18 protein-coding genes and 1 riboswitch are annotated in these 20,538 nt (G+C 58.9%); of the genes, 6 read left to right on the top strand and 12 right to left on the bottom strand.

The window, feature by feature from the left end; genetic code table 11:
• Positions 1-14: 14 nt before the first annotated feature.
• Positions 15-1,004: a GTP 3',8-cyclase MoaA gene (gene moaA / locus INF61_RS02510; RefSeq protein ID WP_047364671.1), complete on the bottom strand. Its 990-nt coding sequence runs from the start codon at positions 1,002-1,004 to the stop codon at positions 15-17.
• A riboswitch (molybdenum cofactor riboswitch) is annotated at positions 992-1,125 on the bottom strand. It overlaps the preceding gene by 13 nt.
• Positions 1,126-1,351: 226 nt before the next feature.
• Between moaA and yvcK the strand changes: the two genes are divergently transcribed.
• Positions 1,352-2,260 carry a uridine diphosphate-N-acetylglucosamine-binding protein YvcK gene (gene yvcK, locus INF61_RS02505; protein ID WP_017384936.1) on the top strand — a complete coding sequence of 303 codons (909 nt, stop codon included), beginning with the start codon at positions 1,352-1,354 and terminating at the stop codon, positions 2,258-2,260.
• Between the two features lie 78 nt (positions 2,261-2,338).
• Here the strand turns inward: yvcK and uvrB are convergent, their stop codons facing one another.
• Positions 2,339-4,354 (bottom strand): excinuclease ABC subunit UvrB, encoded by a 2,016-nt coding sequence (uvrB, locus tag INF61_RS02500; protein ID WP_023303330.1) that lies wholly within the window; start codon positions 4,352-4,354, stop codon positions 2,339-2,341.
• 748 nt (positions 4,355-5,102) lie between these two features.
• On the opposite strand from uvrB, the gene INF61_RS02495 reads away from it, so the two are divergent.
• Positions 5,103-5,825: an ABC transporter ATP-binding protein gene (locus INF61_RS02495; protein WP_015571086.1), complete on the top strand. Its 723-nt coding sequence runs from the start codon at positions 5,103-5,105 to the stop codon at positions 5,823-5,825.
• Here the strand turns inward: INF61_RS02495 and bioD are convergent.
• Genes bioD through bioB form a run of 4 tightly spaced genes read right to left on the bottom strand, consistent with a single transcriptional unit; the run spans position 5,788 to position 9,415 of the window.
• Positions 5,788-6,489, bottom strand: a complete 702-nt coding sequence (gene bioD, locus INF61_RS02490) for a dethiobiotin synthase (protein WP_023303329.1) — start codon at positions 6,487-6,489, stop codon at positions 5,788-5,790. The genes INF61_RS02495 and bioD overlap by 38 nt on opposite strands.
• Positions 6,482-7,237: a malonyl-ACP O-methyltransferase BioC gene (gene bioC / locus INF61_RS02485; RefSeq protein WP_040117398.1), complete on the bottom strand. Its 756-nt coding sequence runs from the start codon at positions 7,235-7,237 to the stop codon at positions 6,482-6,484. The genes bioD and bioC overlap by 8 nt, the downstream gene beginning before the upstream one ends.
• Positions 7,221-8,378 carry an 8-amino-7-oxononanoate synthase gene (bioF, locus tag INF61_RS02480; RefSeq protein WP_032102637.1) on the bottom strand — a complete coding sequence of 386 codons (1,158 nt, stop codon included), beginning with the start codon at positions 8,376-8,378 and terminating at the stop codon, positions 7,221-7,223. Before bioF ends, bioC begins: the two co-directional genes overlap by 17 nt.
• Positions 8,375-9,415, bottom strand: a complete 1,041-nt coding sequence (gene bioB / locus INF61_RS02475) for a biotin synthase BioB (protein ID WP_193547498.1) — start codon at positions 9,413-9,415, stop codon at positions 8,375-8,377. The genes bioF and bioB overlap by 4 nt, the downstream gene beginning before the upstream one ends.
• A gap of 68 nt (positions 9,416-9,483) precedes the next feature.
• On the opposite strand from bioB, the gene bioA reads away from it, so the two are divergent.
• Positions 9,484-10,791 (top strand): adenosylmethionine--8-amino-7-oxononanoate transaminase, encoded by a 1,308-nt coding sequence (gene bioA / locus INF61_RS02470; protein ID WP_047727119.1) that lies wholly within the window; start codon positions 9,484-9,486, stop codon positions 10,789-10,791.
• A gap of 47 nt (positions 10,792-10,838) precedes the next feature.
• The gene (locus INF61_RS02465; RefSeq protein WP_003858531.1) at positions 10,839-11,315 is read left to right on the top strand and encodes a kinase inhibitor; all 477 of its coding nucleotides are present in this window, start codon (positions 10,839-10,841) and stop codon (positions 11,313-11,315) included.
• A gap of 84 nt (positions 11,316-11,399) precedes the next feature.
• Here the strand turns inward: INF61_RS02465 and hutH are convergent, their stop codons facing one another.
• The 5 genes from hutH to hutI form a co-directional block, all read right to left on the bottom strand.
• Complete coding sequence (hutH, locus tag INF61_RS02460; RefSeq protein ID WP_015571090.1) at positions 11,400-12,920, bottom strand: histidine ammonia-lyase; 1,521 nt, start codon at positions 12,918-12,920, stop codon at positions 11,400-11,402.
• The gene (hutU, locus tag INF61_RS02455; protein WP_032671286.1) at positions 12,917-14,605 is read right to left on the bottom strand and encodes a urocanate hydratase; all 1,689 of its coding nucleotides are present in this window, start codon (positions 14,603-14,605) and stop codon (positions 12,917-12,919) included. The genes hutH and hutU overlap by 4 nt, the downstream gene beginning before the upstream one ends.
• Before the next feature lie 127 nt (positions 14,606-14,732).
• Positions 14,733-15,467: a histidine utilization repressor gene (locus INF61_RS02450; RefSeq protein ID WP_017384945.1), complete on the bottom strand. Its 735-nt coding sequence runs from the start codon at positions 15,465-15,467 to the stop codon at positions 14,733-14,735.
• Positions 15,468-15,486: 19 nt separating this feature from the next.
• A complete protein-coding gene (gene hutG, locus INF61_RS02445) occupies positions 15,487-16,425 on the bottom strand; it encodes a formimidoylglutamase (RefSeq protein WP_193547497.1) in 939 nt (312 codons plus the stop codon).
• Complete coding sequence (gene hutI, locus INF61_RS02440; protein WP_032670311.1) at positions 16,422-17,645, bottom strand: imidazolonepropionase; 1,224 nt, start codon at positions 17,643-17,645, stop codon at positions 16,422-16,424. Before hutI ends, hutG begins: the two co-directional genes overlap by 4 nt.
• Positions 17,646-17,868: 223 nt before the next feature.
• Here hutI and INF61_RS02435 point away from each other — a divergent pair, with 223 nt between their 5' ends.
• Positions 17,869-19,152, top strand: a complete 1,284-nt coding sequence (locus INF61_RS02435) for a putative acyl-CoA thioester hydrolase (RefSeq protein ID WP_017384948.1) — start codon at positions 17,869-17,871, stop codon at positions 19,150-19,152.
• A 103-nt stretch (positions 19,153-19,255) separates the two neighbouring features.
• On the opposite strand, the gene pgl is transcribed toward INF61_RS02435, so the two are convergent.
• The gene (gene pgl / locus INF61_RS02430; RefSeq protein WP_017694123.1) at positions 19,256-20,251 is read right to left on the bottom strand and encodes a 6-phosphogluconolactonase; all 996 of its coding nucleotides are present in this window, start codon (positions 20,249-20,251) and stop codon (positions 19,256-19,258) included.
• A gap of 119 nt (positions 20,252-20,370) precedes the next feature.
• On the opposite strand from pgl, the gene INF61_RS02425 reads away from it, so the two are divergent.
• A partial coding sequence (locus INF61_RS02425) for an HAD hydrolase family protein (protein ID WP_193547496.1) occupies positions 20,371-20,538 on the top strand: 168 nt, incomplete at its 3' end.

Genomic DNA, 20,538 nt, shown 5'->3' with positions numbered 1-20,538 from the left:
CTTCTAAAGCCTGATTACCCGCCGATATAGGACAGGTTCTGAGTAATGCCGGTGTTGCCCTGATGCAGGAAATGGGTCTGCTTTTTGTGCATCAGCGCCTCGGAAATACGTGCTTCAAGCGCGTCCTGCTGGGCGTCATCTTCCAGCAAATCGCGCAGATCGACGCCGCCATCCCCGAACAGGCAAAGATGGAGCTTGCCGACGGAGGAGACGCGCAGGCGGTTGCAGCTGGCACAGAAGTCTTTTTCATAGGGCATGATCAGGCCGATTTCGCCTTCATAATCCGGATGACAAAAGACCTGCGCCGGGCCATCGCTGCGCTGGCGGATCTGGTGGATCCAGCCGCGTTTCAGCAGTTCGTCGCGCAGAACCATGCCGGAGATATGATGGCGACGGAACAGCTCACTGCCCTCCCCGGTCTCCATCAGCTCAATAAAACGCAGTTGAATGCGGCGCGGTTTGATCCACGCCAGGAAAGTGTCCAGCTGATGGTGGTTCACATCACGCATCAACACGGTATTGACTTTGACCTTGTCGAAACCGGCGGTGAACGCGGCATCGATGCCGCCCATCACCTGCTGGAACTTATCCTGGCCGGTAATGGCGTGGAACTGACGGGCGTCCAGGCTATCGACGCTGACGTTGATCGCCGTCAGCCCCGCATCGCGCCAGTTCGCCACGTCACGCGCCATGCGGTAACCGTTGGTGGTCACCGCGATCTGGCGGATACGTTCGTTTTCACGCACGGCGGCAATGATGTCAGGGAAATCACGGCGCAGGGAGGGCTCTCCCCCGGTAAGACGCACTTTTTCCGTGCCAAGTTCAGAGAACGCGCGCGTGACGCGGCGTACTTCATCCACGGAGAGAAAGCCATTATTGGTGACGCTGCCCGGCTTGTAGCCATCGGGCAGGCAGTAGGTGCAACGGAAGTTACACACGTCGGTAATCGACAAACGTAAGTAGAAAAACTTACGCGCGAAAGCATCAGTAAGTTGTGAAGCCATGTACACCTTTCCAGATCGGGAGGCACAGTCATTTCTTTCTGTACCCTGGTGGCAAATCCGCCACGGCCAGGGCGCCATATCTCTCGACACAGGCGCCAGGGCTAGAGTGTATGTTTTCAGTTTTGAAAACGGGGTTATGGCGATAGTAGCGTGGAAATCGCCACTTCGCCATTGTCGCTTTTCGCTATATAAATTTATATATAACGGTGTTATCGTGCATTTTCACTACAGAATACGCAAAAACAGCGCTTTCGCATTGATATACGTCATTATGGTTTGTGAGAGGCATCGTCTTTTAGGAGTAGTTGCGTTACTGTGACGCAAGCTTAACAGGATAAGGAATAGGTATGCGCAATCGCACTTTTGCGGATCTGGACCGCGTGGTCGCTCTTGGCGGAGGTCACGGTCTGGGACGAGTGATGTCGTCGTTATCGTCACTGGGCTCGCGCCTGACGGGCATCGTGACAACAACGGACAACGGCGGCTCAACCGGGCGGATCCGACGTGCTGAAGGCGGGATTGCCTGGGGTGACATGCGCAATTGCCTCAACCAGCTTATCACGGAGCCAAGCGTGGCCTCGGCGATGTTTGAGTACCGTTTTGGCGGAAATGGTGAACTTTCAGGCCATAACCTTGGAAATCTGATGTTAAAGGCGCTGGATCACCTGAGCGTGCGCCCTCTGGAAGCGATCAATTTAATTCGTAACCTGTTAAAGGTGGATGCATTCCTGATCCCGATGTCTGAACAGCCGGTGGATTTAATGGCGATCGATGCCGACGATCACGAAGTGTATGGTGAAGTGAATATCGACCAGCTTCTTCTTCCGCCAAAAGAGCTGATGACCTACCCCAGCGTACCCGCAACGCGTGAAGCGGTAGAAGCGATTGCCGAGGCCGATCTGATCCTGATTGGGCCGGGAAGTTTTTATACCAGCCTGATGCCGATCCTGCTGGTGAAAGAGCTGGCGCAGGCGCTGCGCAGAACACCTGCGCCCATGGTCTATATCGGTAATTTAGGCCGCGAACTCAGCCCGGCGGCGGCAAGCCTGTCGCTGGCGGATAAGCTGGACCTGATGGAACAGTACGTTGGTAAGAAAATTATCGATGGTGTCGTGGTCGGGCCGAAAGTGGATGTATCGGGGATTGGCGATCGCGTGGTGGTGCAGGAGCCGCTGGAAGCCAGCGATATTAAATATCGCCACGACCGCCATCTGCTGCGCGAGGCGCTGGAGAAGGCGATTCAGGCATTAGGTTAGGTTCGTTTTGTGCGGCCTGATGCCCTCACCCCGGCCCTCTCCCACAGGGAGAGGGAGAAAACGCCACCGGGCAAAAAACTACGATGCCGCAATAAACAGATCCCGCAGCTGATGCAGCTGATCGCGGATTTGCGCGGCCTCTTCGAACTCCAGGTTCTGCGCATGCTGCATCATCTGCCCTTCCAGCTCGTGGATCTTCTGCTGCAACGCTTTCGGCGTCAGCGCGACGGTATCCTCTTCCACCACTGAACGGGCCTTGCTGCGGCCTTTCGCTTTGGTCTTCGCAATGTTCTGACCCAGCGCCAGGATATCCACCACCTTCTTGTTCAGCCCCTGCGGCGTGATGCCGTGCTCTTCGTTGTAGCGCTGCTGCTTCTCGCGACGACGTTCCGTTTCGCCAATCGCTTTGGCCATCGACGGGGTGATTTTATCCCCGTACAGGATCGCCTTCCCGTTGACGTTACGCGCGGCGCGGCCAATGGTCTGGATCAGCGAGCGCTCGGAACGCAGGAAGCCCTCTTTGTCCGCGTCCAGAATCGCCACCAGCGACACCTCAGGCATATCCAGCCCTTCTCGCAGAAGGTTAATACCGACCAGCACGTCGAACTCGCCCAGACGCAGATCGCGGATGATCTCCATACGCTCCACGGTATCGATATCCGAGTGCAGATACCGCACCTTCTCGCCGTGTTCTTCCAGATACTCCGTCAAATCTTCCGCCATACGTTTGGTGAGCGTGGTAACCAGCACGCGCTCGTTGATGGCGGAGCGGGCACGTATTTCCGAGAGCAGATCGTCCACCTGCGTCGCCACCGGACGCACCTCGATAATCGGATCCAGCAGCCCGGTCGGACGCACCACCTGGTCCACCACGTCATCACCGGATTTTTCCAGCTCGTAGTTGCCCGGCGTGGCCGATACGTAGATGGTCTGCGGAGCAAGCGCCTCAAATTCTTCAAACTTCATCGGACGGTTGTCCAGCGCTGACGGCAGTCGGAACCCGTACTCCACCAGCGTCTCTTTACGCGCGCGGTCACCGCGGTACATCCCGCCGATCTGGGGGATCGTAACGTGGGATTCGTCGATCACCAGCAGGCCGTCCGCCGGAAGGTAGTCAAACAGCGTCGGCGGCGCTTCGCCCGGCCCGCGCCCGGAGAGGTAGCGCGAGTAGTTTTCGATGCCGGAGCAGTAGCCCAGCTCGTTCATCATCTCCAGATCGAACTGGGTACGCTGGCTCAGGCGCTGCTCTTCCAGCAGCTTATTGTTCGCCAGCAGCACCTTGCGGCGGTCCGCCAGCTCGGTTTTGATCTCTTCCATCGCCTGCACAATACGCTCGCGCGGCGTTACATAGTGCGTTTTCGGGTAGATGGTGAAGCGCTGGATCACCGACTCGACGTGACCGGTCAACGGATCGAACAGCGACAGGCGTTCAACCTCTTCGTCGAACAGCTCCACGCGCAGCGCCATATCGTCCGACTCCGCCGGGAAGATATCAATCACCTCGCCGCGCACGCGGAAGGTCCCGCGCTGGAACGCCTGATCGTTACGGGTGTACTGCAACTCCGCCAGACGGCGCAAAATCGCACGCTGATCGATGATCATCCCCTGCGTCAGGTGCAGCATCATCTTGAGATAGAGATCCGGATCGCCCAGGCCGTAGATCGCCGACACCGAGGCCACCACCACCACATCACGACGCTCCAGCAGCGCCTTGGTCGCCGACAAACGCATCTGCTCGATATGTTCGTTCACCGAGGCATCTTTCTCGATAAACGTGTCGGAGCTGGGAACGTAGGCTTCCGGCTGGTAGTAGTCATAGTAGGAGACGAAATACTCCACCGCGTTTTCCGGGAAGAACTCTTTCATCTCACCATACAGCTGCGCCGCCAGCGTTTTGTTCGGCGCGAGAACCATCGTCGGACGCTGGAGATCGGCAATGACGTTGGCAATGGTGAAGGTTTTGCCCGAACCGGTAACCCCCAGCAGGGTCTGGTGCGCCAGCCCGTCCTCCAGCCCCTCTTCCAGGCGACGAATAGCCTCGGGCTGATCCCCGGAAGGACGGAAAGCAGAATTCAGTTTAAACGGTTTACTCATGGGCGACGACCTGATGACAGAATAAGCGGCAGGTGAGTAATTTTACTCGTTGTGGCCAGGATTGCCAGTAAAAAACACTGGATGAAAAACCAGTAGCGTGTCAGGATATTTAGCGTAGCGCAGAGAGGATTAGTGCGTTCGCGAGCCAAATTTCGACTGTGACAAAATAAAACACCAGCCTCAGGGGGTTATCCCCAGAACTATTACTTTTTTAACATTTGTCAAGGGCGGTTATGAAAGTTTTATGGCAACAGGTCTCGCTGGCGTTGAGGGAATTGCTTTTATCTAATTCGTTAAAAAATAAAGACTAATTTATTAAGCCGCGTTTCGCATCAATTTGGTTGTAACCCGCGTATTCTCTCGCTTATCGCGGGTTTTCTAACTCTAATGCACAAGGTTATCCACAGGAATAGTGGATAACTGCCTCCAGCCCGTACAGCATGCACTCCAGCTAATTCCCGGTTTTTCCCACGAAGCGGCAGTAAAAAATTTTTATCACTCTTTTTTGCCTGGAAAACGTTCATTTTTTCATAAGCGACTGGCGAGATCTTAATCACAATTCTGTCATTTCTCCTGCACCACAATTCGACATACGCAGCACCGGGAGTGTGCAATTCGTATAAACGTTCAGCTTTTGATAGTGAGTTATTCCTAAAAATGGCCTTTTTTTAATCATTATGAAGTTCCTGGCAGGCGTTTTGCAGACATCACTCTGTGCATCACCCCACACATTTTTAAGGAGAGAAAGATGTTGAGTCTGCGTGCTGTAAATCAGTTTTACGGAAGCCAACATACGCTATGGAACGTGAATATCGATTTCCCGCAAGGCATCTGTACGGGCATTGTTGGCCTGCCTGGCATGGGCAAATCCACGCTTATGAACTGCATTACCGGAAAGGTGCCCGTCGAGAGCGGCACCATCATCTGGCATGAGGCTGGCGCGCCGCCGCATAACTTGCTCAACCCTGCGTCAGCATTCCCGGCGCCGCCGACGATAGGCTACGTCCCGCAGGATCGGCGAATATTTTCCCAGCTCACCGTCGATGAAAATCTGCATATCGCTATGCGGGCGACGGGGAAACCCGATCCGGCATCTAAAAGTGACGTGTATGCCCTGTTTCCGGAGCTCTATCCGCTGCGACAGAGCCGTGCCTCTGCGCTGTCCCCTGACGACCAGTATCAGCTGGCCCTCGCCAGTGCGCTGGTTAATCGTCCGCGCGTGTTGATTCTGGATGAGCCCATGCATGGCGCAGGGCACGGTTTCGCGCGCAGGCTGGGGCAGTTGCTGGTGCGGTTGAATCGGGAGCTGGGAATGACGGTGCTGTTAGCGGAGCAACAGCTGTCGTTTATCCGCCGGGTAGCGGATCGTTTCTGCATGCTCTATCGCGGACGTAACGTGGCACAGGGCCACGTTAACGAGCTGGATGACGACCTTATTGCGCACTGGATGGCGCGGGACATAAGGCGCTGAGGTCGAGATAGCGTCCGGTTTCCGCCTGCTCTGCGCCGTCGGCAAGCCACGGGATCTCGCCGAGAAACGGCGCAGGCAGCACCCGCTTCAGCGTCGCCAGATACTCAGCATGACGTTTACCCGGCGCTACCACGTCATTGGCAATCCACCCTGCCAGACGCAACCCGGCCTGCTGCACGGCCTGGGCGGTCAGCATGGCGTGATTGATACAGCCAAGCTTCACGCCAACCACCAGAATGACCGGAAGCTGCTCGGCCTGCACCCAGTCAGCAAATGTCTGCTCGTCGGACAGCGGGGTAAACCAGCCGCCAGCCCCCTCCACCAGCACCCAGTCGGCCTGCGTTTCCAGGACGCGTAACCCGGAAGAGAGCACCGAAAAATCAATCGGACGATCTTCATCGACGCTGACGATGTGCGGCGAGGTGGGTTCAGCAAAGGTATAGGGGTTCACCGCAGAATAGGCCAGCGTAAGGCTGCTGTTACGCTGTAGCGCCAGCGCATCGGTATTACGTAAGCCTTCCGGCGTCATCTCGCTGCCGGAGGCTACGGGCTTATACCCGGCCGTAGTTTTCCCCAGCAGACGCGCCGCCTGCAACAGCGCGGCGCTGGCAACCGTTTTACCGACTTCAGTGTCCGTGCCGGTAACAAAATAACGTTCAGTCACGTTCAATAATCCCATGAAAAAGATGATAAGAGAGCGGGAACCGGCCCCGCTCCTGCGGCCAGGCCAGCTCGAGACGCTGGAGTTGGCCACGGGTAAGGGGTTTCTTCTCCCGTCCGGCGTGCAGGTGCGTCGCGCCTATGCCCTTAAGCGATCGCATGGCGCTTAACGCATCGCTAAATTCGAGGGTGACGGTCTGGACCATGCTGCGATAGCGCCAGCCTGCCAGCGCCTGAGTGACCTGTTGGTGCGAGAGAAACCGGTTGGCGTGCGGCTGCGCATCCACTGCCCTCCACGCCTGATTCAGCTCTGGCAACGAACTTTCCAGCAGGGTGGTAAAGGCCACCGCTCCGCCGGGCCGCGCCACGCGGTATAGCTCGCGTAGGGCCTGCGGCAGGCTGGCGCACCACTGCACCGCCAGATGGCTCCAGACAAGGTCAAACAGCGCATCCTCCAGCGGGATGGCCTCGATATCGGCCACCAGATAACGGTCTGCTGACTGCTGCTGGCGGGCCTCATCCAGCATCTGCGCGGATAAATCCAGCGCCGTGACGTGGCTACCCGTTGCGCGCCAGTAGCGGCTATTGCCGCCAGGCCCGCAGCCAGCGTCGAGCACCTGCGCAAAACGCCCCTCACCGAGCGCGGCCAGCAGCCCGCGGGCGCTCAGGCGTTGCAGCTCATCGTGCTGTGAATAGCTTTGCGCTGCCCGGCCAAACGCGGCGGCAACGGCCTGTTTATTGACAGGAGACATACAGTGCCTCCAGAAGCGTATCGATATCCTGCGGCTCGTGCGCTGCCGTGAGCGTCAGACGCAAGCGCGCGGTGCCTGGCGGCACGGTGGGTGGGCGGATCGCCGTGACCCACTGCCCCCGCTCTCGTAGCGCCTGTGCCAGCATCAGCGCCCGATGGTTTTCACCCACAATCACGGGCTGAATGGCGCTGTGCGAGTCGGTAAGCCGGTAAGGCAGTGCGCTTACCCCCCGGCGAAAACGCTGAATATGGTCGGCCAGGCGCGCCCGGCGTTCAGCGCCGTCTTCGCCGCGGATCACCGCAAGCGACGCAGAGAGCGCCACGGCCTGCGCCGGGGGCATGCTGGTGCTGTAGATCAGGTGCCGGGCGAACTGCACCAGGTAATCGGCCACCGGCTCGCTGCACAACACCGCGGCGCCGCTGACGCCAAAGCCTTTGCCAAAAGTGACCACCAGCAGTTCCGGCCTGACGCGTTGCTGGTGCGCGCTTCCGCGCCCCTCCTCGCCGGTGACGCCAATGCCGTGGGCATCGTCGACCAGCAGCCAGGCGTTCTGCTGTTTTGCGACGTCATGCAAGGTGGCAAGGGGCGCGCTGTCGCCGTCCATGCTGAATACCCCTTCCGTCACCGCCAGCTGAAGCCCTGAACAGGGTTTACCCAGCAGGACGTTCAGCTGAGAGGCATCGTTATGGGCAAAACGCCGCAGCTGCGCCGGGCTGAGACTGGCCGCTTCAAGCAGGGACGCGTGGCTCAGGCGGTCCGCGATGATGCGGTCGTCTTTGCCCATCAGGGCGGCAATCACCGCCTGATTCGCGGCAAAACCGGAGATAAACAGCAGCGCCCGCGGGTAGCCCAGCCAGTCGGCCAGCTCTTCCTCCAGCGCCTGATGCGCCGTGGTGTAGCCGCTGACGTGCCCGGAGCCACCGCTGCCTACGCCGTAACGATCCGCGCCCTGCTGCCAGGCGCGAACGATCTGCGGGTGCTGGCTCAGGCCCAGATAATCGTTGCTGGAGAAATTACAGAACCGCTCTCCTTCCCGGGAGAGAAAACGGCCTGCACCGTTTTCCACTACCCTGCGCACCCGAAACGCATCCGCCGCCCGCCGCTCGTCGAGCGCGGTCCTGATACGTGCCTGCCAGGTCATACGGCTGCCGCGTTGTAGAACTGGTCGGTGTCGGCGTTAAAAATCTGCTGCTCCAGCTGCTGCTGTTGCTCGTTATCCCCCGCCTGTACCTCGGTCTGGTGTGGGTTCAGCCCCAGCTTGCGGAACAGCTGGACATCTTTGTCCTCTTCCGGGTTTGGCGTGGTCAGCAGTTTGCAGCCGTAGAAGATGGAGTTGGCCCCGGCCATGAAGCACATCGACTGGGTCTGCTCGCTCATCTGCTCGCGACCGGCAGAGAGGCGAACGTAAGAGGTCGGCATCATGATGCGCGCCACCGCGATGGTGCGGATGAAATCGAAGGCATCCACGTCCTCGTTATCCGCCAGCGGCGTCCCTTTTACCTTCACCAGCATGTTGATGGGCACGCTTTCCGGCGGGGTCGGCAGGTTTGCCAGCTGTAACAGCAGGCCGGCACGATCTTTTACCGTCTCTCCCAGTCCCACGATCCCGCCGGAACAGACCTTGATCCCCGCATCACGCACTTTATCCAGCGTGTCCAGACGCTCCTGATAGGTGCGCGTGGTGATGATGTTGCCGTAGAATTCCGGCGAGGTATCGAGGTTGTGGTTATAGTAATCCAGCCCCGCCGCCGAGAGACGCTGCGCCTGCTCTTCGTTCAGCGTACCAAGGGTCATGCAGGCTTCAAGCCCCATCTCCTTCACCCCCTTCACCATCTGCTCCAGATAGGGCATGTCGCGGTCATGCGGATTTTTCCACGCCGCGCCCATGCAGAAGCGGGTCGAGCCAGCGTTTTTGGCCTTGCGCGCGGAGTCGAGCACCTGCTCGACTTCCATCAGGCGCTCGGATTCGAGACCGGTTTTATAGCGCGCGCTTTGCGGGCAATATTTGCAGTCTTCCGGGCAAGCCCCGGTTTTGATCGACAGCAGCGTGCTGACCTGAACATGACGCGGATCGAAGTGCTGGCGGTGCACCTGTTGCGCCTCAAACATCAGCTCCAGGAAAGGTTTGTTGAATAATTCAGTGACTTGCGACATCGTCCAGCGTGCGTGGTGAGCCATCGGGCTTCTCCAAAGGGTTTTGTTAATTGTCGGTTCGGTTTATACTTGTAAACCTAAAACTTTTCAAAATGGTTTACAAGTCGATTATGACCCAGGACGATCTCGCCTTCGACAAGCAGCATATCTGGCACCCTTACACCTCCACGACCCGCCCCCTTCCCGTCTATCCGGTAGCCTCGGCCCACGGCTGCGAGCTGCATCTTGCCAGCGGCGAGCGGCTTGTTGACGGGATGTCCTCCTGGTGGGCGGCGATCCATGGCTACAACCACCCGCGACTGAACGCGGCGATGAAAGCGCAGATTGACCAGATGTCACACGTGATGTTTGGCGGGATCACGCATCAGCCCGCGGTGGATTTATGCCGTCGCCTGGTAGCGATGACGCCTGAATCGCTGGAGTGCGTTTTCCTGGCCGACTCCGGCTCGGTGGCCGTGGAAGTGGCGATGAAAATGGCGTTGCAGTACTGGCATGCGAAGGGCGAAACGCGCCAGCGGTTCCTTACCTTCCGCAACGGCTATCACGGCGACACTTTCGGCGCGATGTCGGTATGTGATCCGGACAACTCCATGCACAGCCTGTGGAAAGGCTATCTGCCGGAAAACCTGTTTGCGCCAGCCCCGCAGAGCCGCTTCGACGGCGAATGGGACGAGATGGACATGGTGGGCTTCGCGCGGCTGATGGCGGCCCATCGCCACGAGATTGCCGCCGTTATTCTCGAACCGATTGTGCAGGGCGCGGGCGGAATGCGGATGTACCATCCCGAGTGGCTGAGGCGCATTCGGAAGATGTGCGACCGCGAAGGGATCCTGCTGATTGCCGATGAGATCGCCACCGGCTTTGGCCGCACCGGGAAATTGTTCGCCTGCGAGCATGCGGGGATCGCGCCGGATATTCTGTGCCTGGGGAAAGCGCTCACCGGCGGCACCATGACGCTCTCCGCCACGCTTACCACCCGCCAGGTTGCCGATACCATCAGCGACGGCGACGCGGGCTGCTTTATGCACGGCCCGACGTTTATGGGCAACCCGCTGGCCTGCGCCGTGGCAAGCGAAAGCCTCGCCATTCTGGAAAGCGGCGCATGGCAGACGCAGGTGGCGGCGATTGAGGCGCAGCTGAAGCAGCAGTTAAGCGCGGCGGCGGAGGCGGAATACGTCGCGGACGTCCGCGTACTGGGCGCCATCGGGGTAATCGAGACAACGCATCCGGTGAACATGGCCGCGTTGCAGCGCTTCTTCGTTGACCAGGGCGTGTGGGTGCGACCTTTCGGTAAGCTGATTTACCTCATGCCGCCGTACAGCATTTCTGCGGATCAGCTCCGCAAGCTGACCGGGGCAGTGGTTGAAGCCGTTAACACTTCAGCGCATTTCGCGATTTAACCCCATGCGTTACACTTTCTGAATGAGTGAGTAACGAGGGAAATCGGATGAAAATCATCAGTAAAGATTTGCGCGACGGCGAAAAGCTGCCGGAACGTCACGTGTTTAACGGGATGGGTTATCAGGGGGATAATATCTCTCCCCATCTGGCGTGGGACGATGTGCCAGCGGGAACCAAAAGTTTTGTCGTGACCTGCTACGATCCGGATGCGCCAACCGGGTCGGGCTGGTGGCACTGGATCGTGGCAAACCTGCCCGCCGACACGCGCGTGCTGCCGCAGGGCTCCGGTTCCGATCTGGTTGCTCTGCCTGACGGTGCGATTCAGACGCGCACTGACTTTGGCAAAGCGGGCTACGGCGGCGCGGCGCCGCCAAAAGGGGAAACGCACCGCTATATCTTCACCGTGCACGCGCTGGATGTGGACAAGATTGAGGTCGACGAAGGGGCGAGCGGCGCGATGGTAGGCTTTAACGTGCATTTCCATTCGCTGGGCAGCGCGTCGATTACGGCGATGTATTCGTAAAAAAAGCCGGGTGGCGGCTACGCCTTACCCGGCCTACATTTCGCACTCGTAGGCCCGGTAAGCGCAGCGCCACCGGGCATAAAATCACAGCACCGAAGGTAACAGCCCCACCAGCCGTCCTTCCTCCAGAAGCTGCATCGCCTTATCAATATCCGGCGCAAAGAAGCGGTCGTCATCGTAGTGCGTAACGTGCTCGCGCAGTTCCTGGCGCGCCTGCTCCAGCAGCGGGCTGGATTTTAGCCCTTCGCGCAAATCAATACCCTGACACGCCGCCAGCCACTCCACCGCCAGCACGCCGCGGGTGTTAGAGGCCATCTCCCAGAGGCGACGCCCGGCAGCCGGGGCCATCGAAACGTGATCTTCCTGGTTGGCTGAGGTTGGCAGGCTGTCCACGCTGTGCGGATGCGACAGGGCTTTGTTCTCACTTGCCAGTGCCGCGGCGGTGACCTGGGCTATCATGAAGCCCGAGTTCACGCCGCCGTTGCGCACCAGGAATGGCGGCAGCTGGGACATGTGCTTATCCATCATCAGCGCGATTCGACGCTCAGACAGCGCCCCGATTTCGGCAATCGCCAGGGCGATATTATCTGCGGCCATCGCCACCGGCTCGGCGTGGAAGTTACCGCCAGAAACCACCTCGTTTTCCTGAGCAAATACCAGTGGGTTATCGGACACCGCATTGGCTTCGACCAGCAGCACTTCTGCCGCCTGGCGCAGCTGCGTCAGGCATGCGCCCATCACCTGCGGCTGGCAGCGCAGGGAATACGGATCCTGCACCTTCTCACAGTTGTGATGCGAATCGGCAATGTCGCTGGTATCGGTAAGTACGTGGCGGTACATGGCGGCGGCATCAATCTGACCGCGCTGGCCGCGCACCTCGTGGATGCGGGCATCGAACGGACGACGCGAGCCGAGCACCGCCTCAGTGGTCAGTGCACCGCACACCACCGCCGAGGCGAACAGATCTTCCGCTTCAAACAGACCGCGCAGCGCGAAAGCGGTCGACGCCTGCGTGCCGTTGAGCAGCGCCAGCCCCTCTTTTGCCGCGAGGGTGATCGGCGTTAAGCCAGCTTTTTTCAGCGCCTCTTTCGCAGGCAGCCACTCCCCTTGCCAGCGCGCCTGGCCTTCACCCAGCAGGAGCAGCGACATATGCGCCAGCGGCGCCAGATCGCCGGAGGCGCCGACGGAGCCCTTCGCCGGGATCCACGGATAAACTTCCGCATTGACCAGCGCCATCAGCGCCTGGATCACGCTCAGACGAATGCCGGAAAACCCACGCGCCAGGCTGTTGATTTTCAACACCATCATCAGGCGGACGATCTCATCGTCCAGCGGCTGGCCAACCCCCGCCGCGTGCGACAGCACCAGCGAACGCTGTAAATTCTCCAGATCGTGCGTGGCGATGCGGGTCTGCGCCAGCAGGCCAAACCCGGTATTGATGCCGTAGGCGGTGCGCCCCTCCGCCACAATCGCCTCCACGCAGGCCACGCTGTCGTTAATGGCACGGTGGGCGCTTTCATCAAGGGAGAGTGTCACCGGCTGACGCCAGACGTGACGCAGCTGTTTGAGCGTCAGCGAGCCGGGAGTAAGTGTTAACGCGTTCATGCAGGCTTTCCTTGTGTGGCAGGGATCATCGGCAGGTTCAGGCCCTGCTCTTTGGCACAATCAATGGCAATCTCGTAACCCGCATCCGCGTGACGCATCACGCCGGTTGCCGGGTCGTTGTGCAGCACGCGAGCGATACGCGCGGCCGCTTCATCAGTTCCGTCACAGACGATGACCATCCCGGAGTGCTGGGAGAAGCCCATCCCGACGCCGCCGCCGTGGTGCAGCGATACCCAGGTCGCGCCGCTGGCGGTGTTCAGCAGGGCATTCAGCAGCGGCCAGTCGGAGACCGCATCCGAGCCGTCGCGCATGGCTTCGGTTTCACGGTTCGGACTGGCGACAGAGCCGGAGTCCAGGTGGTCGCGGCCAATGACGATCGGCGCGGAGACTTCGCCGCTGCGCACCATTTCGTTAAAGGCGAGGCCGAGTTTTTGCCGCCACTCCAGCCCGACCCAGCAGATACGCGCCGGCAGGCCCTGGAAGTTAATGCGTTCGCGCGCCATATCCAGCCAGCGATGCAGGTGTTCGTCATCGGCGACAATCTCTTTCACTCTGGCGTCGGTTTTGTAGATATCCTCCGGGTCGCCGGACAGGGCAACCCAGCGGAATGGCCCAATGCCGCGGCAGAACAGAGGACGAATATAGGCGGGCACGAAGCCGGGGAAGTCAAAGGCGTTAGTCACCCCCATCTCTTTCGCCATCTGGCGGATGTTATTCCCGTAATCAAAGGTCGGAATACCCATCTTACTGAAGGCCAGCATCGCGGAGACGTGTTCCGCCATGGCGCGTTTGGCCGCCAGTACCGTGCCCTCAGGATCGGTTTCCGCTTTTTGCTGGTAGTCTTCCCACGTCCAGCCTTTTGGCAGATAGCCGTGGAGCGGATCGTGAGCGCTGGTCTGGTCGGTGACCAGATCCGGACGCACGCCGCGCGCCACCAGTTCCGGCAGAATATCCGCCGCGTTGCCGCACAGGGCAACCGACACGGCTTTGCCTTCAGCGGTGTACTTTTTGATGCGCGCCAGCGCGTCATCGAGGTTGTCGGCCTGCTCATCGACATAGCGGGTACGCAGACGGAAATCGATGCGGCTCTGCTGGCACTCAATGTTCAGGGAGCACGCGCCCGCCAGCGTCGCGGCCAGCGGCTGCGCGCCGCCCATGCCGCCAAGTCCGGCGGTGAGCACCCAGCGGCCTTTCAGTGATCCGTTATAGTGCTGACGGCCCGCTTCCACGAAGGTTTCATACGTGCCCTGCACAATCCCCTGGCTGCCGATGTAGATCCAGCTACCCGCGGTCATCTGGCCGTACATGGCCAGCCCTTTTGCGTCCAGTTCGTTGAAGTGTTCCCACGTCGCCCAGTGCGGCACCAGGTTGGAGTTGGCAATCAGCACGCGGGGCGCATTTTTATGGGTTTTGAATACGCCAACCGGTTTGCCGGATTGCACCAGCAGCGTTTCGTCGTTTTCGAGATTCGTCAAAGACTCGACAATCGCGTCATAGCACGCCCAGTTGCGCGCGGCGCGGCCAATGCCGCCGTAGACCACCAGCTCGTGGGGATTTTCTGCTACCTCAGGATCAAGGTTGTTCATCAACATGCGCAGCGGTGCTTCGGTGAGCCAGCTTTTTGCGGTGAGCGTGGTGCCGCGCGCGGCGCGGACATCCTGCTTGCGGTATTTATCTGACGACATTGTGTGTTCCTCATAAGGGACAGGTGATGCATTTAGATATACTTGTATAGACAAGCACACACAAGGTCGGGTTTAACAAAAAAGATACAATTTTGCTATATTGCGTTAGCGATCACGCTTATAAAACTTATGACATAAAGTGGCCCTGCAACCGGTAGCGATTCCCCGGGAATAGCAGCTTCGCATGCGACACAATTTGCGAGGACGACCAGGTACGACGGCGGATCAGCAGACAGGGATCGTGCTCTTTAATACGCAACAGCTCGCACTCCTGCGGCGTGGCGCGCACGGCTTCCACGATATGCTCCCCTTCCGTCAGCGGGGCGACGAGCGAGAGATACGCATGCGGTGTGGTTTGGGTGTAATCCTGGCTCAGGTAGTCCGGTATCCGCTCCGCGTTGACGCAGCGATCTTCAATCTGGACCGGAATGTCGTTCTCATAATGCACCATCACCGAATGGAAAATCCGGGTGCCCTCGGTAACGTTCAGCTCGATGGCCTGTTCGGCGCTGGCCTGCGTCTCCTCAAGCACCAGCACCTCGCAGTGGTGCTGATGGTTGCGGGCGGCAATTTCATCGGCAATGCTGCGGATTTCAAACAGCGCCGACTGTCCTTTTGGCTCGGCGACAAAGGTTCCGACACCCTGCAAACGCACCAGCAACCCTTCATCGGTCAGTTCACGCAGTGCGCGGTTGATGGTCATTCGGCTAAAGCCAAACTGCGCCACCAGCTCGGCCTCGGACGGAATGCGGTCGTGCGGGCGCCAGACGCCGGCGGCGATTTTTTCGCTGATCGCCTGCTTCACCTTTTCGTAAAAAGGCGCGGGAGGGCTCGGCTGCGGCAGGGGCGAGCGTGAAAACATCATGACTCCTTGAATGTTGTTATGCCCACCAGTGAGCAATTTGCCAGGCCAGTCGGGCGGCAAGCTTCGCCCCCTGTCCGTCCCGATCGTAGTGCGGATTAAATTCCACCAGATCCGCCGCCTGTAGTTTACCGCTTCGGCAGATACGCTCAATCACCGGGAACAGATCCAGCGCCGGGATCCCCAACGCCGCAGGGGCGGACACGGCGGGCATTTCTGCGGCAGGCAGCACATCAAGGTCAACGGTGAGATAAACCCGGTCTGCCTGCGCAAGCACGTTATCCAGCACGGATAGCGTATCCCGGCGAAAATCGAGATCTTCAACCAGCGTCACGTTCAACCGCTCAGCTTCCTCCCACAGCGCCTGAGTATTCGCCGCACGGCTTACCCCCAGGCAGGCGTAGTGAAACACCCGCGACTGAGACGCGCAGTAGTGCGCCAGCTGGCGGAACGGCGTGCCGGACGTTGCCCGTTCGGCCTTGCGTAAATCGAGGTGCGCATCCAGGTTGATCACCGCAAGGCGATCGTTCGGAAAGGCGTCCAGCACGCCGCGCCCGTGCGCCCAGGCGGTTTCATGTCCACCACCGAAAACCAGAGTACGCATCCCGGATTGCTGGCACGCGGTTATGGCCTCGCTCAGCGCCTGCTGTGCCGCCTCCAGCGCGTGGCCTTCAACATAAATAGCGCCCATATCCACGAGGCGCGCATGACCCTGATGGCTCGCCATATTCGCCAGCGCGCCACGCAACACATCGGGCGCCTGTGCAGCACCGGGCCTGCCCTGGTTACGCTTAACCCCTTCATCACATTCAAAGCCCAGCAGGGCGATGCCTGACGGCGCGGGAGAAAAGTGTTCGCGCTGTTGTATGGTCTGGAAGAGACGTTTCGCGGTGCTGGACTCGGCGCTGTCGTCACGACCCTGCCAGACCTGCGGAGAGACGGGATGCCACAGTTTCATGCTACCTGCCCCCGAAACACGCGTTGATACATAGGATTCCGCCCCGGCTCGTAAACCATCTCAACCGGATGATTCGCCTCCCAGACGACGAAATCAGCCACATAACCGGGCTTTAACTGCCCGTGCGTCGCACCACGTCCTAGCGCCTGCGCCGCATGCCGCGTCACGCCAGCCCAGGCCTCTTCCGGCGTGAGGCCAAACTGGACGCAGGCCATGTTCATTGCCAGATGCAGGCTGGCAAACGGGCTGGTGCCCGGATTGTAGTCGGTAGCCACCGCCATCGGCACGCCCTGCTCTCTCAGCTGCGCCACCGGCGGACGCTGGCGCTCCTGAAGAAAATAGAACGCGCCGGGGAGCAATACCGCCACCGTGCCGCTTTGCGCCATCGCCTGAATACCTGAATCATCGAGATACTCAATATGATCGGCCGACAGCCCTTTATACTGGCTGACCAGCGCCGCGCCGCCGAGATTCGACAGTTGTTCTACATGCCCTTTTACCGGGATCCCGAGCGCGGCGGCGGCCCGGAACAGGCGCTCGGTTTGCGCCGGGGTAAAGCCGACGTTTTCACAAAACACGTCCACCGCTTCAAATAACTCTTTTTGCCACAGCGTGGGCATGATCTGCTCACAGACCAGCGCCAGATAGGCATCCGGATCCTGTCGGTACTCGGCAGGAACGGCGTGCGCGGCCAGCAGCGTCGGGCTGATATCGACCAGATTATTCAGGCTGAGCTGGCGGGCAACCAGCAGCATTTTCTCTTCGGCTTCGGCATTCAGTCCGTATCCCGATTTGATTTCAACGGTCGTTACGCCTTCATTCATCAGCCGCTGGAGTCGCTGCTGCGCCACCGTCAGGAGCGTTTCCGGCGAACTGTTGCGGGTGGCCGTGACCGTGGCGTTAATTCCGCCGCCCTGCGCGCTAATGGTCTGATATGACACGCCGTTAAGCCGTTGCTCCCATTCCGCTGCGCGATCGCCGCCGAACACCAGATGGGTGTGGCAATCGATCAGGCCGGGGGTAACCAGACGCCCGTCGAGATCGACACACTGACGATGCCCGGAGGGGATCTCGGATTCAGGAATAATGGCCAGAATCGTCTGGCCGCGCACAACGAGGGCATGTTGTTCTCTCAGGCCGTAGGGCTCCGCCTCACCTGTCGCCAGGGTTGCCAGTCGCGCATTTCGCCATATCACATCATCGGGATGAAGCTGCTGCATGTGCCTTCCACTTGTCATGGGTTGTATAGACATTTATTTTCATCTGCCGCCCGCTGTCAACCGCATTGGGGGAAAATGTTATTTATTTGTGATGACTTTCCCGTCGCCTGCGGGCAAAAATGCAACTTTTCCGGTTTTTATCTTCCCGTTTCGCTCAACTTAGTATAAAAAAGCAGGCTATTTCGTCTATCCAGATAAGACTTGCATACCCAGGAGCATTACCTTGAATATTTCCAGGATTTCCCGTCTGGCGTTGGCACTCGCCTTTGGCGTGACTTTATCCGCTTGCAGTTCAACACCACCGGATCAGCAACCTTCTGAGCAGGTTGCTCCGGGCACCGCTTCCCGTCCGATCCTGTCAGCGGCTGAAGCGAAGAACTTCACCCGTGCGCACTATTTCTCGGCGATGGATCCCAATGCAGCCCCGTGGACGCCTTCTTCTATTAACCTGCCGAAACAGCCAGACTTCGTTGTCGGCCCGGCCGGGGCAGAGGGCGTTACACACACCTCTATTCAGGCAGCCGTTGATGCCGCAATTACCAAACACAGCGCATCTCGTCAGTACATTGCCATCCTGCCGGGTGAATACGAAGGAACCGTTTATGTTCCGGCGGCACCGGGAAGCATTACGCTTTACGGCCTGGGCGAAAAAGCGGTCGACGTAAAAATTGGCCTGGCGATTGATTCAGAGATCGACAGCACCACCTGGCGCCATCTGGTGAACCCGGCCGGTAAATACATGCCAGGTAAACCGGCGTGGTATATGTTTGATAACTGCCAGCGCAAGCGTGCCGCCACCATTGGCGTGATGTGTTCAGCGGTATTCTGGTCACAGAACAATGGCCTGCAATTGCAGAACCTGACCATTCAGAACACCCTGGGCGACAGCGTTGACGCAGGTAATCATCAGGCCGTGGCGCTGCGTAGCGATGGCGACAAGGTACAGATTAACAACGTCAATATCCTGGGCCGCCAGAACACCTTCTTCGTGACCAACAGCGGCGTGCAGAATACCCTTCAGAACAACCGTCTGACGCGTACTCTGGTCACCAACAGCTACATTGAAGGCGACGTGGATATGGTCTCTGGCCGCGGCGCGGTGGTATTTGATAACACCGACTTCCGCGTGGTGAATTCACGTACGCAGCAGGAAGGTTACGTCTTTGCCCCGGCCACGCAGTCTAACCTGTTCTATGGCTTCCTGGCCGTGAATAGCCGCTTTACTGCTGCTGGCGATGGCGTGGCGCAGCTTGGTCGCTCTCTGGACGTGGACTCCGCCACTAACGGCCAGGTCGTGATCCGCGACAGCGTGATTAACGAAGGCTTTAACATGGCAAAACCGTGGGCGGATGCGGCGATCTCGAAACGTCCTTTCTCCGGCAACACCGGCACGGTGGATGATAAAGACAATGTGCAGCGTAACCTGAACGACGCTAACTTTAACCGCATGTGGGAATACAACAACCGCGGTCTGGGTAGCAAAGTGGTTGCTGAGCCGAAGCAGTAAAATGTCTGCTGCCGGGTGGCGGCTGCGCCTTACCCGGCCTACCTCATGCATTAACCGCGCATAAAAAAACCTCGCATTTGCGAGGTTTTTTTTCGTCTACGGATCAATGAGCGTTAATTACAACCCACATCGGCCCTTGTCCGACCGCATAGCGTCCTTTCTCTTCCAGTAGACCCTGCACGCCCTGGATTTCATAGAGCGCAATGTGGTGGGATTTCTGCCCCGCCGCAATCAGGTATTTGCCGCTGTGATCGACATTAAAGCCGCGCGGCTGGGTTTCTGTCGGCTGGAAGCCCTCAACTGCCAGAACGCTGCCGTCTTCGGAGACGCTGAAGACGGTGATCAGACTGGAGGTACGGTCACAGGCATACAGGTGACGGCCATCCGGCGTAATGTGAATGTCTGCCGCCCAGCGTGTGTCGGAGAAATCAGATGGCATCATGTCCAGCGTCTGTACGCACTCGATCTGCCCGTTAGGATCGTTCAGCTCCCACACGTCTACCGAGCTGTTCAGCTCGTTAACGACATAGGCATACTGCTGATTCGGATGGAAGACCATGTGGCGCGGGCCTGCGCCTTCCACGGTGGTGACTTCCGCCGGGCTCTGCGCGACCAGATGGCCGTCATCGCTCAGGGTGAACAGGCAGATGCGGTCCTGCTTAAGCGCTGGCACCCACAGCGTGCGGTTATCCGGCGAAATGTTGGCGGAGTGGCAACCTTCTAGCCCTTCTACCACGTCGACGGTTTCAACGGGAATACCGTCTTCCAGGCGGGTGACGCTCACGCAGCCTGCATTGTAGGAGCCGCTGAAGATAAAGTTGCCTTTATGGTCAGTGGAAATATGGGTCGGGCTGCCCGGCAGCGGGGCTTCTGCGGTATAGGTCAGCGCGCCGTCGTCCGGGGAGATGCGGTATGCCAGCACGCGGAATTCCGGGCGTACGCCGACATAAAGAAAACGTTTATCCGGGCTGACGACCATCGGCTGCACCTGGCCTGGCACATCAACAACCTGAACCAGCGTAAGCGAACCTTCTGTATTCAAACGCCAGACATGGATCTGCTGACTTTCAGGACTGGCGGTATAAACGGTTTGTTTCATGAATACTCCTGATTATTTTTAACGGTGAATGCTGAATTGTAGTCCGGGATTTTGCAGGGTTCCGCTCTCGGTGTACCATCCCGACAGACCTTAAATTCAACATTAACCCGGAAGAAAAAATGACCTCGCGAGTGATTGCCCTGGATTTAGACGGAACACTGCTTACCCCTCAGAAAACCCTGCTCCCCTCTTCTCTTGAGGCCCTCAAACGAGCCCAGGAAGCGGGGTATCAACTTCTCATCGTAACGGGTCGACATCACGTAGCCATTCATCCTTTTTATCAGGCA

The organism is Enterobacter cloacae complex sp. P18RS (assembly GCF_014982105.1).
GTDB classification, from domain to species: domain Bacteria; phylum Pseudomonadota; class Gammaproteobacteria; order Enterobacterales; family Enterobacteriaceae; genus Enterobacter; species Enterobacter hormaechei_C.
Note: the sequence above shows the minus strand (reverse complement) of the source record. Positions and strands in the feature narration are given on the sequence as shown.

Excerpts from the sequence above, each read along its gene's own strand:
- moaA (WP_047364671.1), bottom strand. The coding sequence starts at position 1,004 with ATGGCTTCACAACTTACTGATGCTTTCGCGCGTAAGTTTTTCTACTTA.
- yvcK (WP_017384936.1), top strand. The coding sequence starts at position 1,352 with ATGCGCAATCGCACTTTTGCGGATCTGGACCGCGTGGTCGCTCTTGGC.
- uvrB (WP_023303330.1), bottom strand. The coding sequence starts at position 4,354 with ATGAGTAAACCGTTTAAACTGAATTCTGCTTTCCGTCCTTCCGGGGAT.
- INF61_RS02495 (WP_015571086.1), top strand. The coding sequence starts at position 5,103 with ATGTTGAGTCTGCGTGCTGTAAATCAGTTTTACGGAAGCCAACATACG.
- bioC (WP_040117398.1), bottom strand. The coding sequence starts at position 7,237 with ATGTCTCCTGTCAATAAACAGGCCGTTGCCGCCGCGTTTGGCCGGGCA.
- bioF (WP_032102637.1), bottom strand. The coding sequence starts at position 8,378 with ATGACCTGGCAGGCACGTATCAGGACCGCGCTCGACGAGCGGCGGGCG.
- bioB (WP_193547498.1), bottom strand. The coding sequence starts at position 9,415 with ATGGCTCACCACGCACGCTGGACGATGTCGCAAGTCACTGAATTATTC.
- bioA (WP_047727119.1), top strand. The coding sequence starts at position 9,484 with ATGGTTTACAAGTCGATTATGACCCAGGACGATCTCGCCTTCGACAAG.
- INF61_RS02465 (WP_003858531.1), top strand. The coding sequence starts at position 10,839 with ATGAAAATCATCAGTAAAGATTTGCGCGACGGCGAAAAGCTGCCGGAA.
- hutH (WP_015571090.1), bottom strand. The coding sequence starts at position 12,920 with ATGAACGCGTTAACACTTACTCCCGGCTCGCTGACGCTCAAACAGCTG.
- hutU (WP_032671286.1), bottom strand. The coding sequence starts at position 14,605 with ATGTCGTCAGATAAATACCGCAAGCAGGATGTCCGCGCCGCGCGCGGC.
- INF61_RS02450 (WP_017384945.1), bottom strand. The coding sequence starts at position 15,467 with ATGTTTTCACGCTCGCCCCTGCCGCAGCCGAGCCCTCCCGCGCCTTTT.
- hutG (WP_193547497.1), bottom strand. The coding sequence starts at position 16,425 with ATGAAACTGTGGCATCCCGTCTCTCCGCAGGTCTGGCAGGGTCGTGAC.
- hutI (WP_032670311.1), bottom strand. The coding sequence starts at position 17,645 with ATGCAGCAGCTTCATCCCGATGATGTGATATGGCGAAATGCGCGACTG.
- pgl (WP_017694123.1), bottom strand. The coding sequence starts at position 20,251 with ATGAAACAAACCGTTTATACCGCCAGTCCTGAAAGTCAGCAGATCCAT.